17 protein-coding genes are annotated in these 16,914 nt (G+C 67.4%); 2 read left to right on the forward strand and 15 right to left on the reverse strand.

What is annotated here, in order from left to right; genetic code table 11:
* Positions 1-25: 25 nt before the first annotated feature.
* The 6 genes from AB4Z37_RS11905 to AB4Z37_RS11930 form a co-directional block, all read right to left on the reverse strand.
* A complete protein-coding gene (locus AB4Z37_RS11905) occupies positions 26-805 on the reverse strand; it encodes a molecular chaperone TorD family protein (protein ID WP_441516937.1) in 780 nt (259 codons plus the stop codon).
* Positions 806-924: 119 nt separating this feature from the next.
* Positions 925-1,578, reverse strand: a complete 654-nt coding sequence (locus AB4Z37_RS11910) for a DUF3306 domain-containing protein (protein WP_441516938.1) — start codon at positions 1,576-1,578, stop codon at positions 925-927.
* Positions 1,575-2,090 (reverse strand): DUF3305 domain-containing protein, encoded by a 516-nt coding sequence (locus AB4Z37_RS11915; protein ID WP_441516939.1) that lies wholly within the window; start codon positions 2,088-2,090, stop codon positions 1,575-1,577. Before AB4Z37_RS11915 ends, AB4Z37_RS11910 begins: the two co-directional genes overlap by 4 nt.
* Positions 2,087-3,094, reverse strand: a complete 1,008-nt coding sequence (locus AB4Z37_RS11920; RefSeq protein WP_441516940.1) for a DUF6352 family protein — start codon at positions 3,092-3,094, stop codon at positions 2,087-2,089. The genes AB4Z37_RS11915 and AB4Z37_RS11920 overlap by 4 nt, the downstream gene beginning before the upstream one ends.
* Positions 3,091-3,627, reverse strand: a complete 537-nt coding sequence (locus AB4Z37_RS11925; protein WP_441516941.1) for a DUF6505 family protein — start codon at positions 3,625-3,627, stop codon at positions 3,091-3,093. The genes AB4Z37_RS11920 and AB4Z37_RS11925 overlap by 4 nt, the downstream gene beginning before the upstream one ends.
* Positions 3,624-4,361 (reverse strand): biotin/lipoate--protein ligase family protein, encoded by a 738-nt coding sequence (locus AB4Z37_RS11930; protein ID WP_441517051.1) that lies wholly within the window; start codon positions 4,359-4,361, stop codon positions 3,624-3,626. The genes AB4Z37_RS11925 and AB4Z37_RS11930 overlap by 4 nt, the downstream gene beginning before the upstream one ends.
* A gap of 182 nt (positions 4,362-4,543) precedes the next feature.
* Between AB4Z37_RS11930 and AB4Z37_RS11935 the strand changes: the two genes are divergently transcribed.
* Complete coding sequence (locus tag AB4Z37_RS11935) at positions 4,544-6,553, forward strand: 4Fe-4S binding protein (protein WP_441516942.1); 2,010 nt, start codon at positions 4,544-4,546, stop codon at positions 6,551-6,553.
* Between the two features lie 66 nt (positions 6,554-6,619).
* Here the strand turns inward: AB4Z37_RS11935 and AB4Z37_RS11940 are convergent, their stop codons facing one another.
* Positions 6,620-7,969 carry a TAXI family TRAP transporter solute-binding subunit gene (locus tag AB4Z37_RS11940; RefSeq protein WP_441516943.1) on the reverse strand — a complete coding sequence of 450 codons (1,350 nt, stop codon included), beginning with the start codon at positions 7,967-7,969 and terminating at the stop codon, positions 6,620-6,622.
* Positions 7,970-8,212: 243 nt separating this feature from the next.
* Positions 8,213-8,428 (reverse strand): hypothetical protein, encoded by a 216-nt coding sequence (locus AB4Z37_RS11945; RefSeq protein ID WP_441516944.1) that lies wholly within the window; start codon positions 8,426-8,428, stop codon positions 8,213-8,215.
* 531 nt (positions 8,429-8,959) lie between these two features.
* On the opposite strand from AB4Z37_RS11945, the gene AB4Z37_RS11950 reads away from it, so the two are divergent.
* Positions 8,960-9,109 (forward strand): hypothetical protein, encoded by a 150-nt coding sequence (locus AB4Z37_RS11950; RefSeq protein ID WP_441516945.1) that lies wholly within the window; start codon positions 8,960-8,962, stop codon positions 9,107-9,109.
* A 55-nt stretch (positions 9,110-9,164) separates the two neighbouring features.
* Here the strand turns inward: AB4Z37_RS11950 and AB4Z37_RS11955 are convergent, their stop codons facing one another.
* The 7 genes from AB4Z37_RS11955 to AB4Z37_RS11985 all read right to left on the reverse strand — a co-directional run bounded on the left by AB4Z37_RS11955 (position 9,165) and on the right by AB4Z37_RS11985 (position 16,804).
* Entirely contained in the window at positions 9,165-10,082 is a 918-nt protein-coding gene (locus tag AB4Z37_RS11955; protein WP_441516946.1) for an SDR family NAD(P)-dependent oxidoreductase, read from the reverse strand.
* Positions 10,083-10,094: 12 nt separating this feature from the next.
* Positions 10,095-10,559, reverse strand: a complete 465-nt coding sequence (locus AB4Z37_RS11960; RefSeq protein WP_441516947.1) for a MaoC family dehydratase — start codon at positions 10,557-10,559, stop codon at positions 10,095-10,097.
* 132 nt (positions 10,560-10,691) lie between these two features.
* Positions 10,692-11,591, reverse strand: coding sequence for a LysR family transcriptional regulator (locus tag AB4Z37_RS11965; RefSeq protein ID WP_441516948.1), 900 nt, complete (start codon positions 11,589-11,591; stop codon positions 10,692-10,694).
* A gap of 109 nt (positions 11,592-11,700) precedes the next feature.
* Positions 11,701-13,437: an AMP-binding protein gene (locus AB4Z37_RS11970; RefSeq protein WP_441516949.1), complete on the reverse strand. Its 1,737-nt coding sequence runs from the start codon at positions 13,435-13,437 to the stop codon at positions 11,701-11,703.
* Positions 13,438-13,453: 16 nt separating this feature from the next.
* On the reverse strand, positions 13,454-14,338 hold the full coding sequence (gene mmsB, locus AB4Z37_RS11975; RefSeq protein WP_441516950.1) for a 3-hydroxyisobutyrate dehydrogenase: 885 nt from the start codon (positions 14,336-14,338) through the stop codon (positions 13,454-13,456).
* Between the two features lie 247 nt (positions 14,339-14,585).
* Positions 14,586-15,662 (reverse strand): enoyl-CoA hydratase/isomerase family protein, encoded by a 1,077-nt coding sequence (locus AB4Z37_RS11980; protein ID WP_441516951.1) that lies wholly within the window; start codon positions 15,660-15,662, stop codon positions 14,586-14,588.
* On the reverse strand, positions 15,659-16,804 hold the full coding sequence (locus AB4Z37_RS11985) for an isobutyryl-CoA dehydrogenase (RefSeq protein ID WP_441516952.1): 1,146 nt from the start codon (positions 16,802-16,804) through the stop codon (positions 15,659-15,661). Before AB4Z37_RS11985 ends, AB4Z37_RS11980 begins: the two co-directional genes overlap by 4 nt.
* Between the last annotated feature and the right edge of the window lie 110 nt (positions 16,805-16,914).

Here is a 16,914-nt window from a genome sequence, read left to right on the forward strand (position 1 = left end):
ACTCTCCCCGATCCTCGCCGGCAAGTCAGTTGGCGAACGTGAACGCCGCGGTCTCGATCTCCAGAAAAATCCGGCCAAGCGCTCCGACCGAGCGATAGAACCCCGCGCTTTCGGCTTTCTCGATGTCGGCGAACAGACGCCCCATCCAGCGTGACACATGCTTGTCGAAAAAGGCGCGCTGATCGTCCAGCGACAGCGGGAAGCGGCCCGCGACGAGGCCCGCCATGATCTCGCACAGCGTCGCCGCATGGTCCTCGGGCTCGAAATTGCCCTCCGCCCGCACGATCCCGAGCGCGGCGAGATCGTCGCGCAGCCGCGACAGCGGCCGTTCGTTGAGAAAGCCGGTCAGATAGTAGGACGCGTAAGGCAGTACCTCGCCGCGCCCGAGGCCGATGAAGAGTTCGCCATATGCGCGCGCCACCTCGCACGCGACCGCGGTCGACGCGGCCTCGGCAAGGGCGGCATGGGCCCGCCCGAGCGGCGTCGCATCACCATCCAGCTGCGCGAGCTGGTCCAGCAGGGCCTGCGACGGCGCCGATGATAGCAGCGTCGCCAGCAGCGCATATTCCCGCGCGCGCCCGGCTTCGACCGCATCGGTGCCGTCGTCCGATCGCGCCGGCTCGCCATAAAGATCGGGTCGGAGAATGTCCCGCGACACGCCGGTTGCCATTTCGACGGCAACGACACGCTGGGCCGGCACCCGGCTCCAGTTCGACACCGAGGGCTGGGCAATACCGATCTTGCGGGCAAGCTGAGCTACGCCTCCCGCAGCATCGATGGCTCGTTCAAGGCCCGCATCGCGCACGTCGCTGCCCTCCCTCGGGGCCAAGCGTCTGATTGCGTCTGCTTAAAAACAAGACTAGCGCTGCGTCGGAACGTGGTCAATCGAACCTCATAGCTTGAGGCTATCGCAGCTTGCCGCCCCTATCGCGGCAGCGCGCCACCATGGTTGCGGCGACGCGCAGGCGCATTCGCACTCTCCGTGGGGAGTTGCGGCGCAGCAGAGCTGGTCGGCAGCTCCGCTGTCGCGGCCTCATCAGGCGGGCACGCCGGCGCCTCGACCTGATGCGAGGCTGGCGCCGCATCGACCGCCACGGGCACCGACGGCGCGGCGTCCGCGCCGGTCTCCGCAACAGGACCGGCGTGTCCGGCGGACTGCACCACGCCGCCGACAATCCGGCGAACGAGGGCATCGACCTGCGTGGCCGAAAGATCGAGCGGGCCGAAGCCGGGCATGGCGTTGGGGTCGTTGAAATCCCAGGCGTTCTCCGCCAGACCGACAAAATCGCGGATCGCGGGATCGGCGCTCCAGGCGCGGCGGAGCGCCGCCCGGCTCAGCTCCTGCGGAATGCCCTGGCGCAGAAACGCGGTGATGTCGGTGGCGGCATCGATCGCGTCGATGGGCGGCAGACACGCGACATCGCGGTCGTGCGAAAGTGGCTGCGCCGCAGCGCCGTCAACCGGCGTCGGCGCTTGGGCCGCAGTGGCCTGTTCGCCCCCGGGGGCGGCGGCGACCGCTTTCGCCTCCTGCTTGCGGCGCGACCAGCGCGCCAGGAACTGGTCGTTCTCGGTGCTCACTCGTGCTCACCGTCATGACGCCGCCGCGCCAGCGCCTCCGGATCGATGCGGCCGCGCGCGCGCTTGAAGAATTCCCTCTCGACGTGGTGCTCGGCGATGAAATGCGCAATGGTCTGGCGCAGCACCTCGGGCATCGGCACCGCTTCGACCAGGTTGGCGCCGGCCTCGGTGTAGGCCTCCCCTTCCGCAGGGTCGGCCGTCACAGCCGCAACGACATAAGGCCAGGATCCCTCGGACGGGCTCAGGACGATCCAGACGCCGGGCGCACCGCTGGCGAGGTTGTCGCGATAGCGCTCGGTCTCCGAGCGGTAGAGATCAATGCTCGCGCGGCCGGCATAGAACAGCGTGGCGTCGTCCTGGTCGCGGATCACCGTCCATGGCGCCATCGCCGGCTCGTCCGGCAGCACCGCGATGCCGCGCCAGACGAAGTCGGTCCAACGTGACGCGGTGCGGCGACGCTCGACCACGACGCCGACGACGATCTGCAGCAGCGGCTTGACGACCGCGGTCATGTCACCGCCTCCAGATGCTTGATCGGCAGCCCCGTCAACAGGTTCTGCGGCTTCATCCGCACGACCTGATCGGCCGTCATGGCCAGGATCAGATAGGTCGGCGCGTGTCTGACGGCGTCGACGGTCAGGCGGGGGTCGGCGATGGTCAGCCGAAACAGCGCCAGCACACGCCCCGCGGTGCGCTCGTCGAGGGCCTCCCCCCGCCACAGCCGGTCACCGATGCGGGTCGCCTCGGCATCAAGGCCGACATACCACTCGAACACCGCGTCGCGCAGCCCGGTGACCGGTTCGATCGCCACCTCAATGCCGAGGAGATGCGAAATCCAGCACTGCATCGCGCCGGCCAGCGCGGCGGGGCCCGGGCCACCGCCGGTCAGGTCGAGGCCCATCTCGAAGCGGTCGCTGCGCGGCCAATAGCTGTCGGCGTTTGCCGCGGTCAGAATGTCGAGTTCAGCGTCGGTCGCCGCCCCCAGCATCGACATCAGCGACAGCACCGGCGTCGGGCTCCGCCCGCCGACGACCTCCTCGTCGCCCAGGAGCAGCGCATGCTCGTGCGGCAGGATGCGCTGCGGCCGGAAGAACAACTCGGCCGCGCGCAACCGGATCGGATCATCGCAGCCGTCGAGCGCATTGCGCAGGATGACATGCACGAGCTGGTTGATGAACAGCGGCGGCAGCGTGACGGCATCAGACCGCACCGTCGCAAGATAAGCCGCCTCCAGCGTTTGATGGCGCAGCAGGAGGTCGCGAAAGGCCAGCACGAGCTGCCAGTTCTCGCGGGCATCGGCATCGGCGATGGCCGCCACCTCGTCGTCCCCGACGGGGCGGCGCGGATCCGCCAGCAAGCGCCGGTGCAAGGCGCGCTCGACCGCGCAGGCGTCGTCCGGCGGCATCAGCTCCGGGCGGGCGACATAGGCTTTCAGGAACGCGTCGGTGACGACCAGCCCGCCGCTCGCATTGCGATCGAGCAGATGATGGCCGCAGGCGATCCAAAAATCCGTCATCGCCGCGGCTCCTGACCAAGCTCCGCCAGATTGAGGGCACCATCGGGCTCGGCATCGTCATCCATCTCCATGAAGGAGAAAGCCTTGCCGTGCCCTTGCCCCTGCCGCAGCTGCAATCTGCGAAACGACTCGCTGATATCGCCCGCGTTCAGCGTGCGATGGACGGCGATCAGCGTGCCGACGGGATGGCGACAGAGCGACTGCGCAAAGCCCACCTCCTCCTCCGCCGCAGGACGCGCCGTCGCCAGATCCGGCGCGCCCAACTGCTCGACCAGTTGCCGCGCCAGGAGATCCACCAGCGCCTGCCGGTCGTGTTCGGTCGCGTGGACGATCTGCGCCAGCGTCGACCAGCCCCAGGACTTAACCCCGAGAAATCCGCTGCGGAACGCGGCGCGGTCCCTGCCGCCCGGCGTCGCGGGATCGCGGTCGAAGAAGCGGAACGCACCCGACACCGCCCAGTCGCCGGGCGCCGCAGCCACGTCGAACACGAACGTGTCGGAGGGATCGAGGGCGATCGTGCGCAGCAGTTTCATTGGCGCGGCCCGCCGAGCCCTGGATCGAACCAGGACGGCGCCAGCAGCGCCGTCCTGAGATCAGACCGCGCGCTGCGGTCCGTCCCGCGCCGCCGCGTCAGGAGATCGCCATTGGCGGCGAGCGCCTGTCCGGTCAGCGGCGCGTGTGTCAGCCGGCCGAGGAATTCGCCCGCAATGGCATCGAAGCCGTCAGCCTGCCAGATCTCGATGGCGCGCATCAGGTGCCGGGCAAAGCTCTCCGCGATCTGAGCCGCGCCCGCCTCGCCAAACCCCTCCTGGTCGAGCGCCGACACCAGCGGATACACGCCGGCGTCCGTGTCGGTCATGGCGACCGTCCGGATCATCGCCCCGAACACCAGCCAGCGTGGCGGCTCGTCCTCTGCCGCAACCGCCGGCCAGCCGAGCCGCCCGCCGCCGACCAGCCCGCCGTCGACCCGGACCGCGTCGGGCCAGTCGATCGTGACGGCCTTGTGCGGCGGCGCATAGGCGCGCAGCGCATCGGTCAATGCCACCATCGCGGCGCAGAAGGCGCGGCGCGCGGTGCGCAACGGCTGATCCGGCTCCAGCACCACGGCGAACTCAGCAAGATCGAAGCGTCCGACATAGGTCAGCGTCCCTGCCCCACTCTCGCCGGCGATCGCACAGGCATGGGCAAAGGCGTCACCGCGCTCGCGCAGCCGCACCAGCGTGAACGGCGGCGGCAGACGAAGCGGCTCCGACATCGGTGCGGGCATGCGGACGGCCGGCGACACGCGGACCTCCAGCTTCCTTTTCCAATCTTGCGAGAATAGCTTATCCGAGCAGAAGGAGCGGCGCGAGCCCGGGCCCGCGCGGTCGCCGATGCGTTGAGGAAGGCAGCCGGCTGCACATGGCGAACTCGCCGAAAACGATCCTGATCTGCTCGTGCGAAGACACGATGCGCCTCGACACGGCGGCCATCAGGCGAGGCTGCTCCGACTGCGACATTGTCGAGGCCCGCCAGCTCTGCCGCAGCGAACTCGAGCGCTTGCGCAACACGGCAGCCGTCGCAGGGCCACTGATCGTCGGCTGCACCCAGGAGGCGCCGCTGTTTGCGGATGAGCTGGACGGGCGCGCGCACAGCACGGCATTCGTCAACATCCGGGAGACGGCGGGCTGGTCGACGGAAGGGCCGCAGGCGGGCCCCAAGATGGCGGGGCTGCTGGCCGCGGCATCCGAGCCGGTGCCGCCTCACCCCTTTGTCACCCTGTCGAGCGAGGGCGTGATCCTGATCTATGGCCGCGACGACGTCGCGGTCGAAGCGGGCCGGCTGCTCGCCGATCACCTCGACGTTACCGTGATGCTGATGGGCGCGGCGCCGGTTGCGCCGCAGGCGACGACACCGTTTCCCATTGTCAGGGGAACGATCCGCAACGCCAGGGGGCATCTCGGTGCCTTTTCACTGACGATCGACGGCTATGCCGTGCCTCGCCCCTCCTCGCGCGCGGCGCTCGCGTTCGAGACGGCGCGCAGCGGCCTGACCTCGCAATGCGACATCGTCCTCGATCTCTCCGGTGGTCCTGCGCTGTTCGCAGCCCACGATCTGCGCGACGGTTATCTCCGGGCCGATCCACGCGACCCCTCCGCCATGCTGCGCGCGGTGCTCAGGGCGCGCGACCTCGTCGGCAGCTTCGACAAGCCGAGATATGTCGACTTCACCGCGGAGCTGTGCGCCCATTCCAGGTCCGGCCTGATCGGCTGCCATCGCTGCCTCGACCTTTGCCCGACCGGCGCGATCACGCCCGATGGCGATCATGTCCGGATCAACGCCGAGGTCTGCGCCGGATGCGGCCAGTGCACAGCCGCCTGCCCCACCGGGGCCGCCACCTATGCGCTGCCGCCGGCCGACACGCTGCTGCACACGTTGCGGGCGATGCTGCTGGCCTATCGCAACGCCGGCGGCAGCGATGCCATCGTCCTGGTCCACGATGGCGAGCACGGCAGCGCGCTGATCGATGCGCTCGCCCGCCATGGCGACGGGCTTGCGGCCAACGTGCTGCCGCTCGCCGTGAACGAGGTGACCGAGGTCGGCCTCGAGGCCGTCATCGCGGCGTTTGCCTATGGCGCGGCCGCCATCCGCTTTCTTGTTCGCGCCAGGCCGCGGCATGACATCGCCGGCCTTCACCACACGATCGCAATGGCCGGGACGATCACCTCCGGGCTCGGGTTGACCGGACGCCGGATCGAGGCCATCGCAACCGACGATCCCGATGCGCTCGATGCGGCGCTGCGGACCATCGCGCCTGCGCCGGCCGTCGCCCATCCCGCGACCTTCCGCACTGTCGGCAAACGGCGCGATCTGCTGCGCATCGCCCTGCACGAGTTGCACCGCGCGGCGCCGTCGCCGGTCGACGTCATCGCCCTGCCCGATGGCGCACCGCTCGGCGCGGTCAGCGTCAATGTCGACGGCTGCACCTTGTGCCTGTCCTGTGTCTCGGCCTGCCCGACCGGCGCGCTGCGCGACGATCCCGATCGTCCAGTGCTCAAATTCGTCGAGGATTCCTGCGTGCAATGCGGCCTGTGCCAGAGCACCTGCCCGGAGAAGGTCATCACCCTTACCCCCCGGATCGATTTTCGCGCCACCCGGGCCCCGGCTGAGATCCTCAAAGAGGAAGAGCCGGCGCTCTGCATCCGCTGCAACACTCCCTTTGGCATCAAGAGCACCATCGACAGGATCGCGGTCAGGCTCGAGGGCCGGCACTGGATGTATCCCGCCGGCGACAGACGGCTGGACACGGTGCGCATGTGCGCCGACTGCCGCGTGATCGCCATGAGCGAGCAACAGTTCGATCCGTTCGCGGGCGTCCCCAAGCGGGCGCCGCCGCGCACCACTGACGATTATCTGCGCGCGCGAGACACAGAACCTCGTGACGAACCGGCGCCCCCGGCGGGCCCGGAGACGCGTTAGGACGCTGACTCGTTAGATAGCCCAAGTTGCCCGGACGGTCGTTCTCCACGGCTTCCGCAGAACAATCTATGCTGCGGTGGCAGTACCTTGTAATCTGGTTCGTGCCATGACGTTGCGCCGGACCAAGGCAATATGTTCACGCAGTGTGTAGGCCTCGCTCGCATACCCGGAAGGTATGTGTATACGAGCGACAGCCCTCTCGATACGGTCGAGGTCGGCGATCCACTTGTCAGCCGGTAAAACACCGGTCCGCTCAGCGACATCTCGTTCGAGCAGAGCGAGCTCCCCATACCAACGATAGACACGGGACCGAAGCCGCCACCGGAGGACTTGTGGCAGATAATGGAAAAGAGGCAACAGAACGGCAGCCAGAGGGAGCAAGATGATTATTGCTCTCTCAACCAATGTCGCGAGCCAGAACGGTAAATACCGATAAATCAAGCTGGGGCCGAAACGCTTGTGCTGATCGGCATGAGTCGACACACGGAGGTCGACCCGGGCCGTCGCTGGAAACTCGGCGGCCTCTTCGAACAGACCTTGACCGCTATGAATCTCGTGGGCGGCGTCCACCAGCAATTCGACTAGCGCAGGGTGCAAGTCGTCGCGGGCCGCCAGCATAGCTTTGGTGCCGACAAGTGCGAGGGCCTTCTCGGGAACGTCGTGCGCCAGATCGATGACGCCTGAAGGCAGCATCAACTTCCGCACATAAGGCAGCAGTCGCGGATATGCGTCAGCGTGGCCGTAGCTCAGCAATTTCAGACTGGGATCGTGAAGCGCAGCCCAAACGGCTCGGTTTTGAGCAGCGTCGACAAAGACTACTGCATCGACCTCCTCAGATTTCAAGGCTTGCAAGGCATCATCATTTCCCAACGGCACCATGACGATGTTGTCGCTCGTGAGGCCATTGAGGGCGAAGAGGGGCTCGAGAAGAGAGCGAGTGCCGCTTCCTTGAACACCGATCGCGACCCGATGGTAGCGCAGGTCATTGAGGTGGTTCAAGGTTTCCGTGTTGTGGTAGAAGACCCACATGGGGACGTAGTAAAGACTCGAAAGCATCACAACGCCGTCGGCCTCAGGAAACCTGGCGATGCCGCCTTGCGTGAAAGCGATGTCGACGCCGGAGTGCCGATCTTCCAGAAGCCGCAAATTCTCGCCGGCGCCGGAGGTCAATCGTTCCTGCACCACAACCCCAGACCGTGCAAGTATCTCGATGTAGCGCTGGGCGTGTTGGTGAAATACTCCGTCTACCAGGCCCGAAGCGAGCACGATGCGATGCGGCACGGCCGGTTTGAGGAAATAGGCAGCAGCCCATACTGCGCCGGTAATCGCTACCAAGACCATGAGCGCCACAAGGAGGCGGCTACGGCGCGGCAGCAATGCAAGCGTTTCGAGCATCATAAACAGAAGGCTGCTCACACTCCCTGATGTTCACGTTGATCTAGGTCAAACACTGCAGTCGGACGTCGCGCCCGAGGGACGGAGTCCGAAGATGGCCCATCGCGGCACTTGCTGCTGTTGCGCAAAGGAGGTCGGAATCGGAGCAAAGCGGACCTCGCCGCGGGTATGAGTACGCGGCCTAGCCCGGCAGCGATTCATCCTGCGGCCATCGCGACCGCGCATGGCGCCGCCCGGCACGGGCGACGGCCGGACATGCAGGGATCAGCGCGCCGCCTCGCGCGGGAAGACGAGCGAGCGATCCTCGAAATCCTGTTCCGGAAGGATGTCGGCGCTGCGCGCGCGTTGCGCCTCCTGCAGCGCCGAGCGGCTTCCTGATCCGCCCTCCTCGATGGCCAGAACCGGGTGCGCGCGCGGCGTGCCGAGGACGGCAGCGACAACGGCGAAAGCGGCAATGGCCGCGACCATCAGGCTTTTCATGCGAGGTCTCCGTCGATACCGAGGAACATACGCGGTGAACAGTTGAGCGCGGAACACGACGGCGCGACGTGAGCCGCCTCACACACCCCCAAACATTTCCCGATGATGTCCGACCAGCGGTCTGCCGGTTCCATCCGGTCGCTGTTGGAGGTCATCGCTCCCTGCGCATGGGCCGGCCGGGCTGGGCGCCGGACGTGTGATGCCGCAACACCATCACTCCGCCGCCACGCAGGGATATGTCCTTCACGCTTCGATCCGCCCTCTGTAGTCCCGCGATGCCGCCCCCCGGTTCAAAGCCATTTGCGGCGGAACCGATCCGATGGCCTGCCGGATTGTACCGCCTGGCAAATTCAGGAACGCTGATGCCGATCAGCACGCAGGCTGGGAGATTCTCAGTCGTGCACATCGTCTCCTTGACCGGTTGGGGCGGCCTTGCTCCATCGCAGCGCCAGTCAACGTCGCCATCTTCCCGACCTTTTCAGGGGCCTCGCGCGTGATGGCGGCAGTCGTACGGCCGAGAACCATGCGCAGATGTGGGCCAATGGCGTGCACATCGCGGAGCCGACACCGCCGGCCGTGATCGCGGCGCTCAGGCAGGGCGCAATCGCGCCGATCGCCGCCTGGACGTCCAAGGTCCCCGCCGAGGCGGCGGCCATCGTCGACTGGGTCAGCCGGCAATAGGCGCGCCGCCTTCGCGCGACCGAGCCACGGCGCGGGCAAGCGCCGCGCCGTGATCTCAGAGCTTGAGGCCGAGCCTCGCAGCGGCCTGGGTGACGTATTTCTGGGTCTGGTGGAACGCGCCGCCGAGGTCGCGGGCTTTGGACATGTCACTGATCTCGGCGAAATGCGCGGCAATCGCGTCCGGCGTCCACTCCTCCGGCGGCAGGTTGACGCCCTCGGTCTCGACGATCCTGATCACCGCGAACGAACCGGCGCCCGCCCCCATGATGGTGCGGGTCGGCGCGTCCGCGCCGAGCAGGTAGAGCACCGCCGGCGTGATCGATTCCGGCTTGAGCAGCTCGAGCGCCTGCGGCGGCAGCAGTTCCTCGGTCATGCGGGTCGCGGCGGTCGGCGAGATGGTGTTGACGCGGATGTTGGTCTTGCGCCCCTCCTCCGCCAGCACGTTCATCAGGCCGGCCATCGCCGCCTTGGCAGCGCCGTAGTTGGCCTGGCCGAAATTGCCGAACAGACCCGAGCTCGACGTCGTCAGCACGATGCGGCCGTAGTTGCGCTCGCGCATCCCGTTCCACACCGCCTTGCAGCAGTTGAAGGTGCCGATGAGATGGACGTCGAGCACTTTCCGGAAATCGTCCTCCTCCATCTTGCCGAACGACTTGTCGCGGAGGATGCCGGCGTTGGCGACCAGGAGGTCGACCTGTCCCCATGTTTCGGCCGCTTTTGCGACCATGGCCTCGACCTGTTCGCGGTTGGAGACGTCGGCGCCGTCAGCGATCGCCTCGCCGCCGGCCTTGCGGATCTCTTCCACCACCGCGTCGGCCGGCCCGAGCGAGCCGCCGCTGCCGTCGCGCGCGCCGCCGAAATCGTTGACCACCACCCGCGCGCCGCGGGCGGCGAGGCCCAGCGCATGCGCCTTGCCGAGCCCGTTGCCCGCGCCAGTGACGATCGCGACCTTGCCATCAAACCTGATTGTCATGGATGCCTTTCCTCAAGCAAAAAACACAAGACCAAGCCAGTCGGCGACCAGCGCCGGCTTGTCACCACCCTCGATCTCCACGGTGACGTGGGTGCGCGACAGCAGCTCGTTCGGCGAGCGCAGTGTCGCTTCCGCCAGCGTGAAACGACCGCGCACGCGCGACCCTGCCCGCACCGGCGACACGAAGCGCAGCTTGTCGAAGCCGTAGTTGACACTCATCCGCGTGCCCTCGATCGCCGGCAGCACCTCGTAGGCGAACACGCTCATCAGCGACAGGCTGAGAAAGCCGTGCGCGATCGTGCCGCCAAACGGTGTCTCGCGCGCCGCGCGCTCGGGATCGACATGGATGAACTGATGGTCCTCGGTCACCTGCGCAAATGTATCGATGCGGGCCTGGTCGACGAGGTGCCAGGCCGACACCCCGATCTCGGTGCCGACGAGGCGCGCATAGGCATCGCGGCCGATTGTCTTGGTCATGAAGATGTCCGTTCCTTCCCGTCCTTGCCAAAATTGCGGCGGCAGCTTCCACGGATTGGCGGGCGCTGTCCACGTCCTATCCCCAGCCGAATACGAGGCATGAGCCATGCGAAATAGCCATGCGAAATGCCGTCAGACGGCAATCGTCATGGTGCGGGCGAGCAGCCGCGCCTCCTCGGTTAGGGCGGCGACCAGCGGCGTCATCGGGTCGCGGTCGGCCACCACGAGGCCGATGGAGTGGACGCTGCTCGGCTCGACGATCGGGATCGAGCGCACCTTGTCGGTGAGCCCGAGCGTCTCGGCAAGCCGCGCCGGCATCACGCTGGCCCAGCGCCCGGTGCGGACATGGGCGTAGAGCACGATCATGGAGTTGGATTCCAGCGTTGGCGAAGCGGTGGCGCCGGCCCGCTGCAGCAGCTGGTCGATGATCCTGCGGTTCTGCATGTTGGGGGTCAGCAGGCACAGCGGGATGTTGCCGACCTCGGCCCAGGTCACGGTCTCGCGGTCGCCGAGCTCGCCATCCGGCGCGGTCAGCAGGCGGTACTGCTCGAGATAGAGCGGCACGGTGTTGACGTTGCCGAGCGGCTCGTTGTCGAGATAGGTCAGCCCGGCGTCGACCTCGAGGTTTTCCAGCAGCCGCAGCACCTCGATCGAGGTCGAGGACAGGATGGTGAACTTGACCCCGGGGTGCTTGGCGCGAAACGGCGTGGTCAGTGTCGCGGTCATGGCGAGCGCGGTCGGGATCGCCGCGATCTTGATATGGCCGACAAGGCCATGCTTCATGGCGTCGACGTCCTGGCGCATGGCGCGGGCGTCGCCGACGATGCGCCGCGCCCAGTCGAGCACCCGCTCCCCCTCCGGCGTGAAGCCCTGGAAGCGGGAGCCGCGGTTCACCAGCAGCAGGCCGAGCGATTCCTCGAGCTGCTTGATACCGGCCGACAGGGTCGGCTGGCTGACCCCGCAGAACTCGGCCGCCCGGCCGAAATGCTGTTCGCGGGCGAGCGCCAGCAGGAATTCGAGCTTGTCGATCATGGGAGGGCTTTATCGGGACAATTGCGCCCGATAGGAAGCCTTTTTGGGCGGCGCCGCAAGGTGGCGTCGCCATGGCTGTGGGGTTTCGCCGCAGCCGCGACGGAGCCGGTCAGGCCCCCGCCCCGCCGGCCGGGCGGCCGGCCTGCAGCTCCGGAAAATCGTCCTCGCGGAACTCGTGGCCGCGCAGCCGGTCGCTGCGGTTGTCGTCGTGCTCGAGGCGGCGCAGCTGCACCCGGCGGATCTTGCCCGAGATGGTCTTGGGCAGCTCGCTGACGATCTCCAGCCGCCGGATGCGCTTGAATGGCGCGAGGCGCGACTGCAGGTATTTGAAGATCGACAGCGCAGTCTCCCGCGACGGCTCTGCCTGTCCGACCAGCAGCACATAGGCCTTGGGCACCGCAAGCCGCACCGGATCCGGCGACGGCACCACGGCGGCTTCCGCCACCGCCGCGTGCTCCAGGAGCACGCTCTCCAGCTCGAACGGGCTGATGCGGTAGTCCGACGACTTGAAGACATCGTCGGAACGGCCGACGAAGGTGAGATAGCCATCGTCGTCGAGGAAGACGACATCGCCGGTGCGGTAGACCTCGCCATCGGCGCCGCGCGGCGTGCCATCTTCCGCCAGATAGCCGGTCATTAGCCCGGCGGGACGATCGGCGCCGAGCACGAGGCTCGCCTCGCCCTCCGTCGCCGGCTGGCCGTCGATGTCGGTGACGCGCACCCGGTAGCCCGGCAGCGGCCGTCCCATCGAGCCGACCTTGACGACCTGTCCCGGCGAGTTGCCGGCGAGCGCGGTGGTCTCGGTCTGGCCATAGCCGTCACGGATGGTCAGGCCCCAGGCCGCCTTGACCTGGTCGATGATCTCGGGATTGAGCGGCTCGCCCGCGCCGCAGACTTCACGCAGCGCGACCTTGTAGGACGCCAGCGGCTCCTGGATCAGCATGCGCCAGACGGTCGGCGGCGCGCACAGCGTGGTGACGCGACAGCGTGCCACCACCGCGAGCAGCGCCTTGGCATCGAACCGCGGCTGGTTGACCACGAACACCGTGGCGCCGGCGTTCCATGGCGCGAAGAAGCAGCTCCAGGCGTGCTTCGCCCAGCCCGGCGAGGAGATGTTGAGATGAACGTCGCCCGGCTGCAGCCCGATCCAATACATGGTGGACAGCGCGCCCACCGGATAGCTGCGCTGGGTGTGCAGCACGAGCTTGGGCTTCGCCGTGGTGCCGGAGGTGAAATAGAGCAGCATCGGATCGTCGGCGCGGGTGACGCCATCAGGCGTGAAGCTGTCCGGGAAGCCCGCCGCGGTCTCGTAAGCCTCCCACGCGCCCTGCCCCTGCGGCGCGCCAACCACGATCCGCGTCAGCCCCTCGCTGGACAGGCCGTCGAACTTGGCGACCTGATCGAGGGAAGCGACCACTGCCCTGGCGCGACCGCGATCGAGGCGGTCCTGCAATTCCTCCGGCGTGAGCAGCGTCGTCGCCGGGATGATGACGAGGCCGAGCTTCATCGCCGCCAGCATGGTCTCCCACAGCGGCACGACATTGCCGAGCAGCAGCAGCAGGTGATCGCCGCGCTTCAGCCCGCGTTCGCGCAGGAAGTTCGCGACCTGATTGGAGCGGCGCGACAGCTCGGCAAAGCTGTGCCGGCTCTCGGCGCCGCTCACCGCGTCCACGATCCACAGCGCGGGGCGGTCACGGCTGTCGGGATCGGCCGCCAGACCCGCATCGAACCAGTCCAGCGCCCAGTTGAAATCCACCGGCTCGGGCCATTTGAAGCCCGCAACGGCGGTGTCGTAGTCGGTGCGGTGTTTCAGCAGAAAGGCGCGCGCATCCCGGAACGAGGTCATGGCGAGCCTCCCCCTGTTAGTGTGCAAGCGACCGAAGATAGCGGATGATTCCGGAGAAATCGACGCCGCCCTGACCGGCCTTGTCGAACGCCTCATAAATCTCCGCCGCATGGGCGCCGAGCGGCGTCGCCGCCCCGCTCGCCTTCGCCGCGTCCTGCGACAGCCGCAGGTCCTTGAGCATCAAGGCTGCGGCAAAGCCGGGTTTGTAATCATTGTTAGCGGGCGACGCCGGCACCGGCCCCGGCACCGGGCAATAGCTGGTCAGCGACCAGCACTGTCCCGACGAGGTCGAGGCGACATCGAACAGCGCCTGGTGCGACAGCCCCAGCTTCTCGGCGAGCGCGAACGCCTCGGACACGCCGATCATGGAGATGCCGAGGATCATGTTGTTGCAGATCTTCGCCGCCTGCCCTGCGCCGGCATCGCCGCAGTGGACGATCTTCTTGCCCATCGCCTCGAGGATCGGCTTCGCCGCCGCAAATGCCTTGGCATCGCCACCGGCCATGAAGGTCAACGTCGCCGCCTTGGCACCACCGACGCCGCCGGACACCGGCGCATCGACGGAAGGAAGCGCGGATTTCGCGGCCAGCGCATGGGCCTGACGGGCGCTGTCGACGTCGACGGTCGAACAGTCGATCATCAACGTCCCCTTGGCGACCGCCGGCAGCACCTCGCTCCACACCGCGACCACGTGCTTGCCGGCCGGCAGCATGGTGATCACCACATCGGCGCCCTTGACGCTGTCGGCTGCGGACGCCGCGATAGCGACGCCCTCGGCTCTCGCCGCATCGCGCGAGGCCGGCACGAGATCGAAACCGGTGACCTTGTGCCCGGCCTTGACCAGGTTGCCGGCCATCGGGCCGCCCATATTGCCGAGACCGATGAATGCGATGGTGGCCATGACGTTTCCTTTGGTGTGGGATCTGGTTGTTCGTACAGAAGCAGATTGAACGAGTGCGCTCTCATCCTGAAATTCAAAACAGCCCCGAGGGCCGGCTCGCTTTACGTTTGTCGTGGCCGCGCAGCGCGATCCGTCCTTAGCGGATCGCTAGGACCAAGGTCTCCCAGCCACCCCGATCAGGGACGCAGTGCCTTCCTTGCCGGGGTCGCCGGGACAAGCCCGGCGACGACAGAAGGAAAAACACGCCCTAATCCGGGAACACCAACTCGTCGCGCCGCGGCGTGAAATAGGCGTCCACGATCTGCGGCGTGACGTCTTCGAGGCGCGATGGATTCCAGCTGGGGTTTCGGTCCTTGTCGACGATGACGGCACGCACGCCCTCGACGAAATCGGCGCTGGCGAACACCTCGAGCGACGCGCGGAATTCATGCACCAGCGCTTCCTTCAGCGACTTCAGCGTGCGCGCCTCGCGCAGCAGCCGCAGTGTCACCTTTAAGCCCCGCGGCGATTTCTCGCGCATGGTCTTGAGCGTGGCGAGCGCGAACTCCGAACCGTCCGCCTCCAGCGCCGCAACAATCGCCTCCACCGTGTCATGGGCGAACAGGCGGTCGATCTCCGCGCGGTTCTCAGCCACCGGCCCGCCGGTCGTCGGCGTGGCGAAGCGGGCGATGATGGCATTGATGTCGGCATGGCTCGCCCCGGCTGGCGCCGCGGTGAGCGCGGCGCGCAGCGCCGGCCACTGCGCCGTCGTCACGAAGGCGTCGGCAAGCCCGGCAGCCACCGCGTCGGCGCCCCCGGCGGTCTGGCCAGTGAGCGCAAGATACGTGCCGACTTCGCCCGGCGCATGGGACAAGAGCCAGGTGCCGCCGACATCCGGAAAGAAGCCGAGGCTGACTTCCGGCATGCCGATGCGGGTCTTTTCCGTCACCACGCGATGGCTGGAATGGCAGGCGAGCCCCACACCGCCACCCATGACGATGCCGTCCATGTAGGCGACATAAGGTTTGGGATAGGCCTCGATGCGGGCGTTGACGATGTACTCCTCGCTCCAGAACACCTTGCCGAGGTCGCCGCCGACCCTGGCGCTGTCATAGAGGCCGCGGATGTCGCCGCCGGCGCACAGGCCGCGCTCGCCAGCGCCTTCGAGCAGCACGAGGCCGATCGCCGGATCGAGCTCGAAGCTGTCGAGCGCGGCATCGATGCCGCGCACCATGTCGAGGGTGATGGCATTGAGCGCCTTCGGCCGGTTCAGCCTGAGCACGCCGGCGGTGCCTTCGCGGCGGACGATGAGTTCGCCCTCGGCGACAGGAGCTGCGTCGGTCATCGGCTGCCCTCGACCAGCTTGCGAGCCACGATCAGGCGCATGATCTCGTTGGTCCCTTCCAGGATCTGGTGCACACGCAGGTCGCGCACGATCTTTTCGATGCGGTACTCCGACAGGTAGCCGTAACCGCCGTGCAGTTGCAACGCCTCGTTGGCGACGTCGAAGCCGACATCGGTGCCGAAGCGCTTGGCCATGGCGCAGAGCATGGTGGCATCCGGATCCTTGCGATCGAGCGCCGCCGCCGCGCGCCACAGGAAGGTGCGCGCGGCCTCCAGCTCCGTCGCCATGTCGGCAAGGCGGAACTGGAGCGCCTGGAATTCGTCGAGCCGTTTGCCGAACGCCTTGCGCTCCTTCATGTAGGCGAGCGTCTTGTCGAGCGCGGCCTGCGCGCCGCCGAGCGAACAGGCCGCGATGTTGAGACGGCCGCCATCGAGGCCGGCCATGGCGATCTTGAAGCCGATGCCCTCCTCGCCGAGCCGGTTGGCGACGGGCACGCGAGCGTTCTCGAAGATCACCGTGCGGGTCGGCTGCGCATTCCAGCCCATCTTGCGCTCATTGGCGCCGAACGACAGGCCCGGCGTGTCCGCCTCGACCACCAGCGTCGAGATGCCGGACGGGCCGTCGCCGCCGGTGCGCACCATCACCACATAGAGCCCGCTGGCGCCGGCGCCGGAGATGAACTGCTTCTGGCCGTTGAGGATGTAATGGTCGCCATCGCGCACGGCGCGGGTGCGGAGCGCGGCGGCGTCGGAGCCCGAGCCGGGCTCGGTCAGGCAGTAGCTCGCGGCGAGCTCCATGGTGCAGAGCTTTGGCAGCCACTTGCGGCGCTGCTCATCCGAGCCATAGGCGTCGATCATCCACGACGCCATGTTGTGGATGGAGATGAACGCCGCCGTTGTCGGGCAGCCGGTGGAGAGCGCCTCGAAGATCAGCGCCGCGTCGAACCGCGTCAGCGCCGAGCCGCCGACATCGTCACGGATATAGATGCCGCCGATGCCGAGCGCCGCCGCCTCCCGCATCACGTCGAGCGGAAAGTGCTTGCGCTCGTCCCAGTCCAGCGCATGCGGCGCGATCTTTTCCGCAGCAAAGCTGCGCGCCATGTCGCGGACCGCGAGCTGATCCTCCGTCAGAGCGAACTGCATCCCGCCTCCTTGATCTCCTCATGGTGAGGAGCGCGGCAAAGCCGCGCGTCTCGAACCATGAGGCCAATGAACTGCAACGAACGGGCCTTAGCCTTTGAGACGCCCGCTAC

Source organism: Bradyrhizobium sp. 2TAF24 (assembly GCF_052115025.1).
In the GTDB taxonomy this organism is placed as follows: domain Bacteria; phylum Pseudomonadota; class Alphaproteobacteria; order Rhizobiales; family Xanthobacteraceae; genus Bradyrhizobium_A.